The organism is Salinisphaera dokdonensis CL-ES53, assembly GCF_040361215.1.
Classification (GTDB): domain Bacteria; phylum Pseudomonadota; class Gammaproteobacteria; order Nevskiales; family Salinisphaeraceae; genus Salinisphaera; species Salinisphaera dokdonensis.
The window spans coordinates 518798-535908 of record NZ_APND01000001.1 but is presented as its reverse complement, the minus strand read 5'-3'; the positions used below and the strand labels follow the sequence as shown (position 1 = coordinate 535908).

The window sequence follows — 17111 nt, the reverse complement described above, 5'->3', positions numbered from 1 at the left end:
CAGCCCCTTGTGGTGGTATTTGGGCAAGCTGTTATTTCATTTTTGGTATCGAGGATTATCGATCAACAAGCCTCGAATCCCGATAGCAGGTTGACCGTGTTGGTGCCGATCTCATCCACGGCATAACCACCTTCCATGAGGAACAGTGTCGGCAGGCCCGCTTGTTTCAGGCGCTGGCCGCAGTCAGTGAAATCGTCGCTTTTCAGGCGAAACGAACTGATCGGATCGTGCTCGAATGTATCCACGCCAACAGACACGATCAGCAAGTCGGGTTGGTAGTCGGAAAGGCGGTCTATGGCGTCGTCGAGTGTGTCGCTCCATTCGGGATAGGCGGTGCCGCTGGCTAGCGGGTAGTTGCAGTTGAAACCTTTGCCCGCCCCGCGGCCGGTTTCGTCGGCGTGGCCGAGGAAGAACGGGAACTCTTGGCGTGGATCGCCGTGGATGGACAGGAACAGCACGTCGTCGCGCTCGTAGAAGATGTCCTGCGTGCCGTTGCCGTGATGGAAGTCGATGTCGAGGATCGCGACTCTGTTGGCGCCCGTATCCAAAGCGCGTTGAGCCGCGATGGCGGCGTTGTTGAAAAAGCAGTAGCCGCCGTACTGATCGATCGCGGCATGGTGACCCGGGGGCCGGCAGAGGCCGAAGGCGTGCTCGCCAGTGTCGAGAACGTGATCGAGTGCGGAGAGGGCGACGTCCTTGCTGGCCTGGGCAGCCTCGAAGGTGCCGGCACATAGCGACGTTTCGGCAGCGAGTGCGTAGTAGCCGACCTTGCCGGCGATGTGGTCGGGAATGGCGTCCGCCCGAAGCCGCCGCGCGGGCCAGATCGACGGGATGGGTTCCCCGTGCAGGCCCGCCGCCACCCAATCGTGCCAGGCCTGTTCGAGAAACATGACGTAGGCCGCGTCATGCACGGCCAGCACTGGATCGAGGCCGTATGCCTGCGTCGAGCGGATCTCGCCGAGGCCACGTTGGCGTACCGCGTCGATGATCATGTCGACGCGCTCCGGGCATTCGTATGGCGTGACCAGTCGACCGCCGTCGAGTTCGGTTTTCGCCTGGCGCTTCTTGGTGTCTTGGGAATGGAACGTCAGCATGGGCCGTCGGTTACGTAAGCGAACTTTGGCCGAGTCTCGCATGCCGCGCCGCCCGATCAATCCGATGCGGTACGAGAACAAACCGTCAGGGCCTGTAGCGAACACGTCGTTTGCATGGATATTCCGTTAGGACGATGTCTCGCGTCGAACGAGGTCCTTACGCGAGATGGAGCCTGCGGCGCGCCCGAGGCACCGGTTCTAGGGCAGATGCCCCGCACGAACTGTCAGAATCGCGCTCTAATCGTTATTCCTACCGTTCAAGACCGGAGTGCATATGGACGAACAGACCCGTGTCGAAGCCGAAGCCGCCGCGTTTCGCGGCTTGATCAATCATCTGCAGACTCGTACCGACGTCCAGAACATCGACCTGATGAACCTAGCGGGTTTTTGTCGTAACTGCCTGGCCAAGTGGTACCGCGCCGAAGCCGAGTTGCGCGGAGAAGCCATGGATTACGATCAGGCGCGTGAACATATCTACGGGATGCCGTACGCGGAATGGAAGGATCGCTACCAGGATGAAGCCAGCACGGAACAAAAGCAGCGATTTGAAGCCACCCAGGCAGAACACGCGGATACGCGTGCCGGTAACTGATCGCTTTCGGCAAGATTGGATTGTCTACGGGGCTCTAGCGTTCCCGCGTCAGAGCGTTTTTTCGGCAATCAAGCGCAGCCCGAACGCAGCCAGCACGGTGCCGATGCAGCGTTCGATCACGCCCGCAAAACGCCGGTAAACACGCTGTGCCGGTGGAGTCGCGAGTGTCGCCGCGGCCATGTTGTACCAGCCAAGCTCCAGGACGAAACCGCCGGCGACGATGGCCGTCTTTGCCCAGAGGGCTGTATCCGCGGGTATTGCGACCGCATAGAGACTGACAAAGAAGGCGATCCCTTTAGGGTTGGAAAGATCGACGAGCAGGCCGGTGCGAAAGCCGCGCCACGCTTTGTTGGTCGTGTGTGTCGGACGCTCGGCCTCCGGCGCGGGCTTGTTGCCCCAGGCACAAAGACCAAACCAGACCAGATAACAGCCTCCGGCAATCTGGATCAGGTCGACTAGGCTGCCCATGCGCTGGATCATCAGCGCCAGTCCGGTCATGGATAGCACGGCGTAGAAGGTCGCGCCGACCGCGAACCCGAGTGTGCAAGTGAAGGCCTCGGCCCGCGCGCCCGACAGCGCCAGGCGCGAAACCAGGGCGAAACCCGGCCCGGGGCTGACGACGAGCCCGGCATAGAGGCCAAGCGTTGCCAATACGGTGATCAGATCTTCGGGCATGGGCGCTTCAGCACTGCAGGCGTGGCTTGATCCGCCTGATTGACCTTGCCGCTTTTAGAACTTTTGGCCAAGCGAGAGTCGACCGCCGCCGCGCGTGGCGACGACGGTCGTGTGCCGGCTAGCCTTCCTGCGAACGCAATATGTACAAGAAGTGCAGGTGGTTTTCGTACTGGTCGAGCACGTCCGCGATCAATTGCTGATGGCTGTAGCTGATCACGTTGTAGCGCTGGCCACCTTCGCGCAGATAGATCTCGGCGCGGTAGTGACTGTCGTCGCCCTTGTGGGCACGACTGCTCATGCCCGACAGGGCGAAGGCCGGCGGCACGAAGCGGCGGGCACGGATGCCGTAAACGAAGTCCACCTCGGCGCCGTGGTCCACTTCCAGCCGGACACGGCCTTCCTCGATACGCAGCTGCGTGGACATGGAACGCGCTTCGAAGTGGGCTGCGACTTCGCGCAGGGCCGGTTCTGCAACGCGATTCAGGAATTCCTGCACATGGTCAGACTTGGGCGAGCTGACGAGGGAGTCCAGTCGTGTTTTCCAGTTTCGGCCTTCGCCCAGCGTCGCGGGCACGCCGACGGGATAACGCAACGTATCCTGTTTGATGGCTTCCACGCGCAGCGAACGATACAGGCAGTACATCATCACGAGGATGATCACGCAGAAAGGCAGCGCCGAGGCCAGTGTGGCGGAGCGCAGTGCACCCATGCCGCCGGCCAGCAACAGCACAGAGGCGACGATACCTTCCAGCACGGCCCAGAAAACGCGCTGCCACACGGGCGGCTCGGCGCCGCTCTTGGCGGTAAGGATGTCGATGACCAGCGAGCCGGAATCCGAAGACGTCACGAAGAACGTTATGACCAGCACGGTAGCCAGCAAAGAGGAAATGGCGCTGAGTGGGAAGTAGTCCAGGAAGTGGAATAGGGCGGTCGAGGCGTTGTCGCTGACCTGGCCGACCAGATCGGTCGCGCCCTGGGTCATGATCAGGTGCAGGGCGGTATCGCCGAACACCGTGAACCAAACGAACGTGGCGAAGGTCGGCACCAGCAGCACGCCGAGCACGAACTCGCGGATGGTACGACCACGCGAGACGCGCGCCACGAACATGCCCACGAACGGCGACCAGGACACCCACCAGGCCCAGTAGAACAGCTTCCAGTCCACCAGGAAGGCGTTCTCCTGCTCGCCGCCAAGGTAGCGATAACCGGTCATGGAGATGGCCGGCAGGCTCACCAGGTAGTAGCTGATGTTCTCTACCAGCATGTTGCACAGGTATAGCGTGGGCCCAGCGATGGCCACGAACAGCAGCAGGATCACGGCCAGACCGATATTGAACTCGGACAGGCGCCGGATGCCCGCATCCAGACCCAACACCACGGACAGCGTGGCCATGGCTGTAATGATTGCAATCAGTCCCAGTTGGACGATGGTGCTGTCCGGCACGCCGAACAGCAGATTCAAACCGGAGTTGACCTGTTGCGAGCCATAGCCGAGCGAGACCGCCACCCCGAACAGCGTGCCGAACACCGCGACCACGTCCACGGTATTGCCGATCGGTCCGCTCACGCGCCGGCCGAGCAGGGGGTATAACGCCGAACTGATACGCAGCGGCAGGTTCTGGCGAAAGCCGAAATAGGCCAGGCACAGGCCGACGACCGCGTACACGCCCCAGCCGTGCAGACCCCACATGAACATGGTGTCGCGCATGGCGTCGCGTGCTGCGGCAGCGGTCTCGGGATCGACCGTGGAGGGGGTCTCGTAGTGCAGCACCGGCTCGGCTACACCGTAGAACATCAGGCCGATGCCCATGCCGGCCGAGAACAGCATTGCGAACCAGGAGGGGTACGAGAAATCCGGTTCGCTATGATCCGGGCCGAGCTTGATCTGCCCGTGACGCGACAGCGCCAAGGCGATCGCGAACACGAGGAAGGCGGTCACGCAAACAAGATAGAACCAGCCGAAGGTCGAGACCAGCCAGGACTGCATCGCCGAGAAGAAGGTGCCGGCTGCGTCCGGGAAGATGGCGCCGAAGACCACCAGCAACCCGATGAGAATCACTGCGGGGTAGAACACCGGCGGATTGATGCCCGGCTGGATTTCCTTGGTTTGCGACATGTTTTCGAGCGTCTCCCTTGGATGGCCGGCGGAACGACGGCACAGCGCCATGGCGGCGATGCGTCAGGTGTCGCATCGCGCCGTAGTGTGCGTGGGTACCCCGCCTGATAAAGGAACTATCGCCCTATACCAGCCTAGGTACAAATACTGTGTGTGCCATCGGTCGTTCGCCGGGACGGCGGCACACGGGCATGTAGAAGGATTCGTTAAGCCATTTCGAGCACCCCGGCCGCGCGTGATGGCGGTAAAAGTGCTCAGGCGGCGCGGATGCGGTTCCGGCCTTCGTGCTTGGCGAGATAGAGCGCTCGGTCAGCCTGGTCTATCAGCTGATAGATGCCGGCGTCGCGCGCATCCGGCGCGCAGGCCACCCCGATGCTGATGGTGACGTGCAGCGATTTGGCTGCGCCCGCATCGATGGAGGTTCGCTCGACGTAGCGACGGATCTGCTCCGCAAGCGCGCGCGGGCGGGCCGCATCGCTACCCCGTATCAAGACCGCGAATTCCTCGCCGCCGTAGCGGCAGAGCAGATCGTCGTCGCCCAGCTGGCTCGCCAGCGCCCGAGTGACCTGGCGCAGGATCTCGTCGCCGGTCTGGTGGCCGTAGGTGTCGTTAACCCGCTTGAAATGGTCGATATCGATGAACAACAAGGCGACCGGCCGGGCGTCCGCGACGTGCTCCGCGGCGGCCTCCATCAGTGCGCGGCGGTTCGGCAGATCAGTGAGCTCGTCGGTACGCGCGAGCCGATAGAGTTCGTTCTCGGTTTCATCGAGCCGGCGAATCAGTGACAGCAGGCCGGCGACCATGGCCGGCATGATGCTCACGGAACAGGTGAACGCGATGATATAGCCCAGCGGCCGGTGTTCGTGCCCGGCGATTTCCATCGCCATGCCGGTGATTGCGAACGCGATCAGCGTGCTTGCGGTCGTGAACAGAAGAACCCCGCGCCAGACGCCCATGCGCCGGACGAACTGACGTAGGCGGCCGGGGCAGGCGCGGTACACGCAGGCGCGATCGTAGGGGTCGCTGGGCATTTCGGTTGTCGGGTGCTTGGTTTGTTGTCGGTCGCCGGCTCAGCGCTCAGGCATGGCGCCTGCTCGGCGAGCCGGAAGGCCACGGACTGGCTATGCCGAGCGATGGGGCTGTGATTCGTGCCTGTCGAGTCTGGAACCCGATTTATATTTCAAGGTGTTATCGGCGATCGGGTGAGGAACCTTAGAAAGTTTTATTGAAATGGCATTTCGCGAACGAATTCGCCGGTCGCCGCGAACTATTTGAAAATCTGCCGCCGCACTGCGTTTATTCGGCGATGGCGGGCAGATGACGGGCGGCGGGAACCCTTGGAATCCCTGGAGAACCGATGACGGGCGAGTGGCTCGCGGCGTTTTGATTGCTGCGGTGCGGTCGTGCTATTGCTTTAATAAACCAATCGGTCAGTTAACCGCCATGCCACTCTTTCGCTGGTTTGCGGCGTCGTCCGCGCTCGTCGTTCTATTGATATCTGCCAGCCAGACCGCGTGGTCCGAGGCCGAGCCCGTGCCGCGAACCAGCCCGCCGCAGACGCGGGAAGGCTTCGGTGCCCCCTTGCCGGACCTGACCGACGAACAGCGGGCCCGGTTTCAGGCAGGCAAGGCGGCGTTCGAGCGCGTGTTCACGCCGCGTACCGGCCTCGGTGCCGTATTCAATGCTCAGAGCTGTGCCGAGTGTCACGCCCAGCCGGCCACCGGCGGGGCTCACGATACGATCACGATCACCCGATTCCGCACGCCGCTGTCGCTGAACTTCGCTGCCGGGTTGGTCACCCAGGCGAGCGGCAGTCCGCATATCCAGAGCCGCTCGGTCGCGGACGAGTTTCCCGACCAGGTGCCCGGCTGTGACGTGGCGCCCGAAACCGCGCCCGAGAGCACATTGGCGAAAACCGTGCGGGTCACGCCGCCGTTATTCGGGCTCGGGCTGATCGAAGCGATCCCGGATTCGACGCTGATCGAGAACGGCTATGCGTCGGCCGATCGCCATCCGGATGTGAACGGCCGCGGCGCGGATCCGAGCGTCACGGGCCGCGCCGGCCTGCTTTTCCCGGGCGGTATCAATGATCTCGGCAGTCTGGGCCGGCTAGTGGGGCGGTTTGGCGCGCGCGGCTTCGTCGCCGACATCCCGAGCTTCACGCAAGGCGCCTACCGCACCGAAATGGGGATCGCCACGCCGCACCCGCTGTTCTTCCTGCCAGTGCGGCCGCAGGGTACATTCGCGCCCCGCGACTGCACGCCGTTCAGTGGTACAGCGGTATCGCTGGCGGAGGTCCGCGAGGTCGTCGACTACATGCGTTTTCTGGCACCACCACCGCGTGGCCCGATAACGCCTGCGGTGGAACGCGGCGAAACCGTTTTTTCGGATATTGGCTGCGCCAGCTGTCATACCCCCACGCTCGAGACCGACGGCAATACCGTCGCTGCCTTGTCGTATCGCGACGTGCCGCTCTATTCGGACCTGCTGCTGCACGACATGGGCGAGGCCCTTGCCGACGGTGCGCCTGAGGGGCTGGGTACGAGTCGCGAATGGCGAACGACACCGCTGTGGGGTATCGGTGGCATGGCCAAACCGTTGATGCACGATGGCCGGGCGGGGCGCGACTTCGTCCGGGCGATTGAACTGCACGGCGGCGAGGCGGCCGGTACGCGATCACAGTTCAATGACTTGCCCGTTGCGGACAAGCGCGCCCTGGTGCGCTTTCTGGAGTCGCTTTGATCCAGCGCTAAAAGGTGACCGGCGCGGCCTGGAGGAGGCCGTGCCCGTCGTTGGCTAGCGCTAGACCTTGAGCACGAGCTTGCCGAAATTGCTGCCGTTGAACAGTTTCAGCAGCGTATCGGGAAAATTCTCGAAGCCTTCCACGATGTCTTCCTTGTGCTTGAGCTTGCCGTCGCTCAACCAGCCGGCCATCGCCTGGGCGCCCTCGCCATAGCGGCTGGCGTAGTCGAAGACCACGAAGCCTTCCATGCGGGCCCGGTTGACCAGCAGCGACATGTAGTTCTTGGGCGCGTACATGCCCTCGGTGGCGTTGTACTGCGAGATGGCGCCGCAGATCACCACGCGACCCTTGAAGGCGAGATTGGCGAGCGCGGAATCCAGGATCTCGCCGCCGACGTTGTCGAAGAACACGTCGATGCCGTCCGGGCAGTGCTGCTTCATGCCCTTGTAGACGCTTTCGTTCTTGTAATCGATGGCGGCGTCGAAGCCGAGCTCGTCGACGACATAGCTGCATTTCTCTGCGCCGCCGGCGATGCCGACCACCCGGCAGCCTTTGAGCTTGGCGATCTGGCCGACCAACGCGCCGACCGCGCCCGACGCGGCCGATACGACGACCGTGTCGCCGTCCTTTGCGCCACCTACGTCGAGCAGGCCGAAATAGGCCGTCATGCCCGGCATGCCCAGCACGCCCAGATACGAGGGCAGCGGCGCGATGGACGTATCCACCTTGCGCGCTTCCTTGCCGGCGACGACCGCATGGGTCTGCACGCCGAAGTTGCCGCTGACCTTGTCGCCCTCGGCGAAATCCGAGTGGTTGGATTTCAGCACCGTGCCGACGGTGCCTGCGCGCATCACTTCACCGATCTCGACGGGCTTGATGTACGAACGACCGGCATTCATCCAGCCGCGCATCGCCGGGTCCAGCGAAATATATTCGACGGCCACCAGGATCTCGTCGGCGCCGGGGTCAGCGACGGCTTCGGTGACGAAGTCCCAGTCGCTCGTCTTGGGAAGTCCCTCGGGACGCTTGGCCAGACGGAACTGGCGATTCTGATCTGCTTGGCTCATGGCAATACGCCTTGTTGAACGGTATTTCGTGGGAGCACCTTAGAAGCTCCGGCGGGGCACGGCAAGCGAAATCGAACGATCGTTCACCGTGGCGCGACGCCCGTTATGGTCGTCGCGAGATCACGCTACGCTGGCGCGGTGCCGCGATAGCTCATGACAAGCGAACAGGGAGACGGGTGATGATTCATGCACTGGCAGCCGACGCGGTCCTGGTCGTGCATCTGTGCTTCATCCTGTGGGTCGCGCTCGGCGCGGTGGCGGTCGCCTGGCGTGCGTGGATTGCGGCGCTGCATCTGCCGGCGTTGTGCTGGGGCGTCTATGTATCGCTGGCCGGGCGGATCTGTCCGCTCACGCCGCTGGAGCAGCAGCTAAGAAGAGCTGCGGGCGAGCAGGGCTACAACGGCAGTTTCATCGACCACTATCTAGTGCCGTTGATCTACCCGGAAGCGCTCACGCGTTCCGGACAAGTCGCGCTGGGCGTCTTGGTGATTGGGTTCAATCTCGCGATATACGCGATCGTGCTCTATCGGCGGCGTCGCAGAGTGGCCTGACGTGCCGAGTGGCGGTCCAAGCTGAAGTCAGCGGGCCCGGATCAGCAGATTCTGATGCGCTACGCCGATCCGGCCTTCGCTGTCATACAGCGTAGATGTACTCAGGCCTACGCCATTCGGCTGCGCGATGGTTTCGGCGTCCAGGCCGATCCATTCGCCGATCGGCGCACGATGAAGATAGACAGTCAGATCGGTATTGGTGAACAGATACTCGTCGAACGGTAGAACCCAGCTCAGCCCGTTGCCGAAATCCGCGGCCGCTGCGGCGCGCATCGTCGGTGTGGTTTCGACCCCGTCGATCATCGGGTAGCGCAGGCGAAGCCATGCCGCCGCGCGTCCGGGGACGTGCGTGCTGCCATGCGCCACCCGGATATCCATGGTTTCGTGATGAAAGAACTCGCCACTGGGCATGCCGGGCGTCGCAAAGCGCTCGTCGCATTGACCGGGCGCGGGTTCGAGCCGTTGTTCGGTCGCGGCCGGCACCATGACCGGTTGTTCACGCAGCATGAGCGCGATTGCACGGCCGATCGTCTGGCCGTTGTGCTCGAGGGTGAGATTGACGCGCCGTGCCGTGCGGCCTTTGCTGGCTTCGGCACGCACGGTGAGCGCTGCGATCGGCACCGGGCGAGACAGCTCGAAGGTGAGCCGGGCGAGGAAGAACTCCTCGCCGGCAGACTGCTGTGCGACATGGGCCAGCAGCGCGGCCGGTGCACCACCGTGCTGCGCGTTCTCGTCCCAGGGGCCGCGCGACAAGCCGGTCGGCACGAAGGTTTCGCCCTCACGAATGAATACACTTTGTGCCGTGGTGGTCGTCATGGGGCTACTCCTGTCGTCCGTGTGCCGGCTGATTCGGTGCGCATCCTGCCACGGATTTTCAGGCGACGGCGTGGTCAGTGCATGCTTCCGGATGGCTGAGTTGTTGCCGAACGATCGTTCGATTTCGTGCGATATATGCTTGACGTCGCTCACGCGAGCCAAAGATACTCGCCGTCGAAACGCGATTTCACAAATAAAAATACGCAGGTGATGCATGAGCGATTTGGAGGAGTTCCGAGCCGAGGTTCGTACCTGGCTGGAAGACAATTGTCCCGAGGAGATGCGCCAGCCCCTGGCATCGGATGCTGAACACGTCTGGGGCGGACGCAAGTGGGAATTCTCGTCGGACGCTCAACGGGTCTGGTTCGACCGCATGGTCGGAAAAGGCTGGACCGCACCGGCCTGGCCGAAAGAGTATGGCGGTGGCGGCATGAGCGCGGACGAGCACGACGTGTTCAAGTCCGAAATGAACCGCATCAACGCCCGCAGCCCGGTCAGCAACTTCGGTTTCTGGATGCTGGGCCCGGCGTTGCTCAAGTTCGGCTCCGAGGAACAGAAACGCGAACACCTGCCGGAGATCGCCCGCGGCGAGATCCGCTGGTGTCAGGGTTATTCCGAGCCCAACGCCGGCTCCGATCTGGCCAGCCTGAAGACCTCGGCCGAGATCGACGGCGACAACTTCGTGGTCAACGGCCGCAAGATCTGGACGTCCTACGCGGATCGCGCCGACAAGATGTTCTGTCTGGTCCGCACCGATCCGGACGCCAAGAAGCAGGCCGGCATCTCGTTCATCCTCCTGGACATGGACACACCCGGCGTTTCGACCCGACCGATCCAGCTCATTTCCGGCGAGTCGCCGTTCTGTGAAACCTTCTTCGACGACGTGCGCGTGCCGCGCGCCAATCTCGTCGGCGAGATGAATCAGGGTTGGACGATCGCCAAGTACCTGCTCACCCATGAGCGCGACAACATCGGCGGCGAGCCGCCGGGCCTGCTCAAGGGCCGCGATCTGGCCCAGATGGCGCTCGAAGCGGTGGGCGCCGATGACCAGGGCCGTCTGGACGATCCGATGCTGCGCGCCGATATCGCGCGTCTCGAAATCGATGCCATGGCGTTTCGCGCTCTGGTCGAACAGACCCGCGCCAAAGCCGAGGCCGGCGAGGGCGTGGGCGCGCGTTCGGCGATGCTCAAGTACTACGGCACCGAACTGAACAAGCGTCGCTACAACCTGATGATGGATGCCATGGGCGGGCTCGGCCTGGAATGGGAGAGTGAACAGACCGGCGGCGGGCGCTATGCCCGCGAATGGTTGCGTTCCAAAGGCAACTCGATTGAAGGCGGCACCTCGGAGATCATGCTTGGCATCATCTCCTCGGCCGTGCTCGAACTCCCCAAAGGTTAACGAGGCATCCCAATGATTTTGAATGAAGAACAGCAGATGCTCGCGGACCTTTCCGAGCGTCTATTCGCCGACAAGGCCAGCGTCGATACCCTGCGCGCGATTCGTGGCGGCCGCCATGACGCCGACTACGACACCGCACTCTGGCAGGCGATGGTCGAATCCGGTCTCACCGGCATTCTCGTGCCCGAAGCGCATGGCGGCATGGACTTCGGCCTGGTCAGTGCCGGGCTCGTCGCACGCGAGACCGGCCGCCGGCTCGCGTTGACGCCGTTTCTGTCGACCGCCGTACTCGGCGCGATCGCGATCGGTCGTGCGGGACATGCCGAGCAGCAGAAACAATGGCTGGGCCCCATCGCCGAAGGCAGTCTCATCGTGGCCTTGGCGATCGACGAGACCGGCAAGCACCGGCCCGAGCGCGTCGCCACCCAGGCCAATGCCGAGGGCGATGCCGTCACGATCAGCGGCGAGAAGACGCTCGTTGTCGATGGCCCGAACGCAGGGCTTTTCGTGGTCAGTGCCATGCACGACGGCAAGCCTGCTCTGTTTGCCGTCGAAGCCGCGGATTCGGGCGTTACGGTCAATGCGGTCACATCCATCGATACCCGCAGCATGGCCAACGTACGTTTCGACAACGCCAAGGCTCAACGCCTCGATGCGAACGACAACGCGTTCGACGACGTACTGAACGCCGGCCGCGCGATGCTGGCAATGGAACTGGTGGGGCTGTCGCGTGCGGTGTTCGAGCGCACGCTGACCTATCTCACCGAGCGCAAGCAGTTCGGCCTGCGGATTGGTGCTTTCCAGGCGTTGCAGCATCGCGCGGCGCATCTGTCGGTGGAGATCGAGATCAGTGAAGCGATGGCCTTTCAGGCGCTGGCAGCGTTCGACGCCGGCGCAGCCGACGCCACCCAGCAGATCCTGGCAGCCAAGGCCCGCGCGGCAGATACGGCTCGCCTGGCTGCAGCCGAAGGCGTGCAGATGCATGGCGGCATGGGGATGACCGACGAGTTCGATATCGGCTTCTTCATGAAGCGGGCACGGGCGGCCAGCGAACTGCTGGGCGATGCCAACTTCTGCACGGAACGTTTCGCACAGGCTAAAGGCTACTAGCCGGCGTTGCCCACGATGATGCTGTGAACCGCGGCGCGGGCCGTTAAACGACCCGCGTCGCTTTCATGGCGCGCTGCCGGGCGGCGCGGCTACTTGTTTGGTCGTGCGGGTTGCAGCTTGCCCTGCGCGTCGACGCCCGTGCCCTTGACCCGTTCCATGGTGCCGTCGGGATAGACCTTGTAGGTCTCGCCGCCGGACACGGGTGGGCCGATCGCACCGCTACTTGCAGCGGCCTGCATGCCGGCTTCGAACTGCTCCACGGTGAGACCGCCGGGCCGCGCGTTCTGTGCGCTGTCCTCGATCGTGCCGGTGGTATCGAACGATTCGTAGGCGGCGCCGACGGTCGGGTCGGACTCGGCTTCGGTCTGGCTGAGCAGGCCGTCGCCATTCCTGTCGAGTTCTGCGAACTTGTCGGCGAGCGAGGTGACGACGTCACCGGTGGTCGAAGCCTGGCCTTCGGTCTGGGTCATGGCAGACGCATCCGCCTCGACGCCTTCGTGGTCGTCTGCCAGTGCGGTGCAAGTCATGCTGCCCATTATCGCGAGGCCCAGTGTGGTCACGATCCTGTGGTGAAACATGGTCTGTCCTGACGCCGTTCTTGTTGTGCTTTCGAATCTACCCCGGTGCGGTCATATGTTCCAGTGCTGGCTATCGCTGAGCGCGATAGCTCAACGTTCGATCAGGGCCGGCTTAGCACTGCATTGACGTGGACTTCGATCTGTCGTGAAACCCATTCGCCTTCTGGATCGGACGACATGCCCAGATCCGCCGCGGCCCGGTCGACTACGGTTTGGCCACGAATGGTCGCGGTGTCGCCGTTCAACGTCAGGCGCAGGCTCGGCACGGGGATGTCGTTGTTCTTGATGGTGAGCACGCCCGCGATTCGATAACCGCCCTCGGCGAGTGGCTCGATCTCGGTGCTGCGATAGCGCGCGTACGGATACGTGTCCGGGTCGAACCATTCGCTCTCGGCCAGAGTGCGATCGTGCAGGGTGTTCCCGTCGGTCGCAGACGCTGTTTCTATTTGCGCCTCGATCCGGGCTTCCTCGATATTCTCGGGATCGAGACTAATATCGACGGTCCAGCGTTCGAAGCGGCCTTCGAATACGCTACCACCCTGGCTGCCCGAGAATTCTATAGCGCTTGCTGCGCGATCCAGCACCCAAGCATCGGTCGTGGCCTCGGCTGTCGGAGAGTCGCCGGACGTTGAGGCCGGTGTGGCTGGCGGTGCGGCGGTCGAGCGCTCCCCGCGGGGTATCGGTACGGGCTGCCATAGCAGCGCGATGATCGCCAAGACGGTCGCCGCTATGGCCGCGCCGCCAATCCGGAATGCGAAGGTGCGCTGCGGACTGCGTTCCGGATTCCGCGCGAGCGCCGGAATCATGCGGGCCAGCACGCCGTCGCGATTCACGAACTGATGCTTGAGCGCGGCCGCCACATGCAGCGCGAGCAGCCCCGCCATGCTCCAGGCCAGGGCCCAGTGGGTATCGAAGCTCCAGCCCGCCCATTGTTCGCGCAGGGCGTTCGATGCCTGGTCGAGGCCGAACAGATGGGGCACCTCGAACAGTCCGAACCAGAGGGTGGGGACTTGCAAAGGCGTGTCGCCGCGCCATTGGGTCGAGACGTAGACCCAGCCGCTCAGCGGTATCGCGATCATCAGGCCATAGAACAGACCATGCGTGGTCCGTGCCCCGAAGCGCTCCAGGCCGGACATTCCGCCCGGCAGTGCGGGCGGCGGATGGCCGAGTCGCCAGCCCAGACGTATAACGCTCAGCAACAGAACCGTCAGCCCGATCGACTTGTGGATCTGGAATACGGCGACCGCGGTCGAGCGGGTTGCGCTGTGCTCGATAGCGCCGTGCATCCACCAGCCGAGGCCGAGATTGGCGAGGATCGCGAAGGCGATCATCCAGTGCAGCAGAATGGCGACAACGGTATAGCGCGGGCTGGAGCTGGACATGGTCTGATCCCGGTTCAAGTGACGCCGGGTTGGGCATGATGCGCCCATTTTGAGCCGTTGCGCGCGCATTGCATGCTTAAACGGGGCGCGAGGTAATGCATTCCATCATCGGTGGCGGCGCTTGCGTTGAGTGATCACTCATGTATTGTCGAACACGGTTTTTTTGCCCAATCGATTCAACTTGGCCAGCCGGAGTGCCAAATGATCAAATTCTATTATCACCCATCTCCCAATCCCGCGAAGATTGCGCTGTTCCTCGAGGAATCAGGCCTCGACTACGAGCTGATGCCGGTGGATACGCGCAAGGGCGAACAGTTCGACCCTGAGTATCTCAAGATCAATCCGAACGCCAAGACGCCCGCGATTGTGGATACCGACACCGGCGCGACGGTGTTCGACAGCACCGCGATCCTGCTTTATCTCGCCGACAAGACCGGCCAGTTCCTGCCCGAGGATAACGCGGTCGTACGCGCCGAGATGCTGTCGTGGTTGATGCTGGTGGGCACCGGGATCGGTCCATACGCCGGCCAGGCCGTGCACTTCAAGCACTTTGCGCCGGAGAAGCTGGATTATGCGATCAACCGCTACGACTTCGAGGCGCGGCGCCACTGGGGCCTGATCGACGCCCATCTGGCCGACCGCAAATACATGTGCGGCGATACCTACACCATCGTCGACATGGCGGTCTGGGGCTGGGCCGGCCCGGTGCCGTTCGTGCTGGGCGAAAACGCCTGGGACGAATTCCCGAACGCCAAGCGCCTGTTCGACGAGATCAGCGCTCGTCCGGCCGCCCAGCGCGCCGGTGAACTCAAGCAGAAGCATGCGTTCAAGACCGAGATGGACGAGGACGCGCGGCGCCACATGTTCCCGCAGAACAAGGCGTCGTAACCTGATCCCGGACCGTCGGCCCAGAAAGCCCGGCGGTCCGGTTTCCCACAGTCACGGCAACGTGTGTCGTGACGGCGCGGGATCTGCCCTGTCTATTGGCGCCGCGGGTCGGTGACGTGCTCGGGATTGTAGGGCCCGAGCGGCAGGCCGGTCTGGCTGTTGCTCACCATGTTGAAATTGGCCTGTCTTGCCACTTCGTGGCTGCGATCGGCGGTCGTATCCACGATCTGATCCACCAAGGCCACGATCACCGCGGCCAGCAGGCCACCCTGGCCGTTGCCGGAGCCTTCCACGGCATGGGCGGAGCCATCCCAGAGCAGCACACCCGTATCGGTATCGATGAGTCGTGCCTTGACCTCGACGGTCGTGTCCGACGAAAGCACCCGATATTTCTGCCCCCACTGCTCGATGGTCGTGTAGAGCACCGCGTCCGGCCCGATTATGTCGTCGATCTTGTCGAGCGGTACCGACTGCATCTCGGCCGGATCGGGCAGGCCGTTTTCCTTCATGAAGGCGTCGACCACCGCTACGGGATAGACGTAATAGCCCGCCTCGGCCAGCGGCCGGGTCACCGTCGAGATATACACATAAGGCGCGTCGACCTCGACCGTGTTGTTGATCGGCGGCAGCACGAGAATCGAACGCGGCGGGTCGGCGCGATAGGCGCTGTAGTCGTAGCCCGGCGCGGTTGCACAGCCGCTGACCAGCAGCACGGCGAGGAGCAGGGTGATCGTCGCCAAAGGTTGATATCGCATGCTCAGCTCCCGGCCTCGAGGCGCTCGATGAAAGTGTTCATGAAGGTCACCGATTCCGGATATAGCCGGCGCTCGGTGGCGAACTCTTCCGCCGCGGCGCCGTCGTTGCCCTGCAGGAACTGCATGTAGCCCAGCTGGGCATGCACGCCCGGCGGAACGCGCTTGCCTTCGGCGATGGTGCGTTCGATATCTGCCGAGAGTTTCTGCACCTGCAGCCCCGGTTCGGCTTCGCCGGGTTTCTTGTACATCTTGTAGACGAGGCTTTCGTACTCGCCCCAGCGATACAGCGGCTGCGTCTGCTGGGCCGCGCAGCCCGACAGCAGGGCGAGAATAAGCAGCGCGGCGATGCAAGCGCTGCGTGTGGGTTGGATTGCTACGCGCATGATCAGCGGGCCGGCGACCAGGCGCCGTTCTCCATGCCGCCAGTGAGCTTGTTCACGGCTTCGGTGATCGCGAAGTTGAGCACCTTGCCGTTGAGCGTGGCGTCATAGCCGGCGGTACCGCCAAAGCCGGCGACCTGGCGATTGCTCAGCTGATACTCACCGGCACCCTGGACCGAATAGATGATTTCGGAGGTGTTCACGTCGACCACGTTCAGCGCCACCTTGGCGTAGGCGACCTGGGTCTTGCCGGCGCCGAGGATGCCGAACAGCTGCATGTCGCCGGTGGTCTTGCGGCCGAACTCGGTCACGTCGCCGCTGATCGCAACTTCGGCACCCTTGAGGTTCTGTTTCTGCCCGCGGATCGTGGCCTCTTCGGCGATCTGGCGCATGTTGTCGCGGTCCACCACCGAGAAGCGATTGGTCTGCTGCAGATGGGTCTTGAGAATGGTCTTGGCCTGGCTGCCCAGCCGATCGGTGCCGTCGCTGAACAGGCCCTGTCGATAGGTCGACCGATTCTGGAAGTTGCCGACGACCAGTACATAACGCGGGCCGTTGTAGGCGGTGCCGTAGCTACTGACCGTTTCGGCCTGCACGCTGCGGTGTGACTCGGTGGCGCAGCCAGCCAGCAACAGCACGCTGACCCCGAACAAAAGACAGGCGCGCGTGGCCCGTGCCGAAATCGACTGATTCATTGTTTTTGACCTGTAGCGGTAGGGCGGTACCGGATGGGTTGCCTGATTCCCGTCGGCCGTGCGAGCCGGCCCGCCTGTGTTTTCCCCGTTGTGCAGCGTTGCCGACCCGGCAAGGTCGGCCTGCACATCCCCCGAGGAAAATATAAGCATTCCCTGTATTCGCCAGGCAAGCGGCATGAGCGAGGCGGCGCGTCGAGGGGATAGCGCATCCATTACCGGACAAGTGATGCCGCCAGGCGCGAAATTTTGTTGCTTACGAAGCGCGCG

17 protein-coding genes are annotated in these 17111 nt (G+C 63.2%); 6 read left to right on the top strand and 11 right to left on the bottom strand.

Annotated elements, in window-relative coordinates:
• Window positions 1-62 precede the first annotated feature (62 nt).
• On the bottom strand, window positions 63-1094 hold the full coding sequence (locus SADO_RS02455) for a histone deacetylase family protein (protein ID WP_353108920.1): 1032 nt from the start codon (window positions 1092-1094) through the stop codon (window positions 63-65).
• Between the two features lie 274 nt (window positions 1095-1368).
• On the opposite strand from SADO_RS02455, the gene SADO_RS02450 reads away from it, so the two are divergent.
• A complete protein-coding gene (locus SADO_RS02450) occupies window positions 1369-1686 on the top strand; it encodes a DUF1244 domain-containing protein (RefSeq protein ID WP_353108919.1) in 318 nt (105 codons plus the stop codon).
• 48 nt (window positions 1687-1734) lie between these two features.
• On the opposite strand, the gene SADO_RS02445 is transcribed toward SADO_RS02450, so the two are convergent.
• The 3 genes from SADO_RS02445 to SADO_RS02435 all read right to left on the bottom strand — a co-directional run bounded on the left by SADO_RS02445 (window position 1735) and on the right by SADO_RS02435 (window position 5508).
• Window positions 1735-2361, bottom strand: coding sequence for a LysE family transporter (locus SADO_RS02445; RefSeq protein ID WP_353108917.1), 627 nt, complete (start codon window positions 2359-2361; stop codon window positions 1735-1737).
• Between the two features lie 118 nt (window positions 2362-2479).
• Complete coding sequence (locus tag SADO_RS02440) at window positions 2480-4477, bottom strand: BCCT family transporter (protein ID WP_353108915.1); 1998 nt, start codon at window positions 4475-4477, stop codon at window positions 2480-2482.
• A 254-nt stretch (window positions 4478-4731) separates the two neighbouring features.
• Complete coding sequence (locus SADO_RS02435; protein WP_353108913.1) at window positions 4732-5508, bottom strand: GGDEF domain-containing protein; 777 nt, start codon at window positions 5506-5508, stop codon at window positions 4732-4734.
• A gap of 502 nt (window positions 5509-6010) precedes the next feature.
• Here SADO_RS02435 and SADO_RS02430 point away from each other — a divergent pair.
• A complete protein-coding gene (locus SADO_RS02430) occupies window positions 6011-7219 on the top strand; it encodes a di-heme oxidoredictase family protein (protein WP_353108911.1) in 1209 nt (402 codons plus the stop codon).
• Window positions 7220-7279: 60 nt separating this feature from the next.
• On the opposite strand, the gene SADO_RS02425 is transcribed toward SADO_RS02430, so the two are convergent.
• Window positions 7280-8287 carry an NADP-dependent oxidoreductase gene (locus SADO_RS02425; RefSeq protein ID WP_353108910.1) on the bottom strand — a complete coding sequence of 336 codons (1008 nt, stop codon included), beginning with the start codon at window positions 8285-8287 and terminating at the stop codon, window positions 7280-7282.
• A gap of 179 nt (window positions 8288-8466) precedes the next feature.
• On the opposite strand from SADO_RS02425, the gene SADO_RS02420 reads away from it, so the two are divergent.
• Window positions 8467-8838: a DUF2784 domain-containing protein gene (locus SADO_RS02420; protein ID WP_353108909.1), complete on the top strand. Its 372-nt coding sequence runs from the start codon at window positions 8467-8469 to the stop codon at window positions 8836-8838.
• 27 nt (window positions 8839-8865) lie between these two features.
• Here the strand turns inward: SADO_RS02420 and SADO_RS02415 are convergent, their stop codons facing one another.
• On the bottom strand, window positions 8866-9654 hold the full coding sequence (locus tag SADO_RS02415) for a thioesterase family protein (protein WP_353108907.1): 789 nt from the start codon (window positions 9652-9654) through the stop codon (window positions 8866-8868).
• A gap of 214 nt (window positions 9655-9868) precedes the next feature.
• On the opposite strand from SADO_RS02415, the gene SADO_RS02410 reads away from it, so the two are divergent.
• Window positions 9869-11056, top strand: a complete 1188-nt coding sequence (locus SADO_RS02410; protein WP_353108905.1) for an acyl-CoA dehydrogenase family protein — start codon at window positions 9869-9871, stop codon at window positions 11054-11056.
• A gap of 12 nt (window positions 11057-11068) precedes the next feature.
• The gene (locus SADO_RS02405) at window positions 11069-12166 is read left to right on the top strand and encodes an acyl-CoA dehydrogenase family protein (protein ID WP_353108904.1); all 1098 of its coding nucleotides are present in this window, start codon (window positions 11069-11071) and stop codon (window positions 12164-12166) included.
• A gap of 89 nt (window positions 12167-12255) precedes the next feature.
• On the opposite strand, the gene SADO_RS02400 is transcribed toward SADO_RS02405, so the two are convergent.
• A complete protein-coding gene (locus SADO_RS02400; RefSeq protein WP_353108902.1) occupies window positions 12256-12744 on the bottom strand; it encodes a hypothetical protein in 489 nt (162 codons plus the stop codon).
• A gap of 101 nt (window positions 12745-12845) precedes the next feature.
• A complete protein-coding gene (locus SADO_RS02395; RefSeq protein ID WP_353108900.1) occupies window positions 12846-14126 on the bottom strand; it encodes a cytochrome b/b6 domain-containing protein in 1281 nt (426 codons plus the stop codon).
• Between the two features lie 201 nt (window positions 14127-14327).
• On the opposite strand from SADO_RS02395, the gene SADO_RS02390 reads away from it, so the two are divergent.
• On the top strand, window positions 14328-15014 hold the full coding sequence (locus SADO_RS02390) for a glutathione S-transferase family protein (protein ID WP_353108898.1): 687 nt from the start codon (window positions 14328-14330) through the stop codon (window positions 15012-15014).
• A gap of 92 nt (window positions 15015-15106) precedes the next feature.
• Here SADO_RS02390 and SADO_RS02385 read toward each other — a convergent pair whose 3' ends face one another.
• From SADO_RS02385 to SADO_RS02375, 3 genes are read right to left on the bottom strand one after another with little or no spacing between them, the layout of a single operon-like run.
• The gene (locus SADO_RS02385; protein ID WP_353108896.1) at window positions 15107-15769 is read right to left on the bottom strand and encodes a DUF799 domain-containing protein; all 663 of its coding nucleotides are present in this window, start codon (window positions 15767-15769) and stop codon (window positions 15107-15109) included.
• 2 nt (window positions 15770-15771) lie between these two features.
• Complete coding sequence (locus tag SADO_RS02380; RefSeq protein ID WP_353108895.1) at window positions 15772-16152, bottom strand: DUF4810 domain-containing protein; 381 nt, start codon at window positions 16150-16152, stop codon at window positions 15772-15774.
• A gap of 2 nt (window positions 16153-16154) precedes the next feature.
• The gene (locus tag SADO_RS02375) at window positions 16155-16844 is read right to left on the bottom strand and encodes a CsgG/HfaB family protein (protein WP_353108893.1); all 690 of its coding nucleotides are present in this window, start codon (window positions 16842-16844) and stop codon (window positions 16155-16157) included.
• Between the last annotated feature and the right edge of the window lie 267 nt (window positions 16845-17111).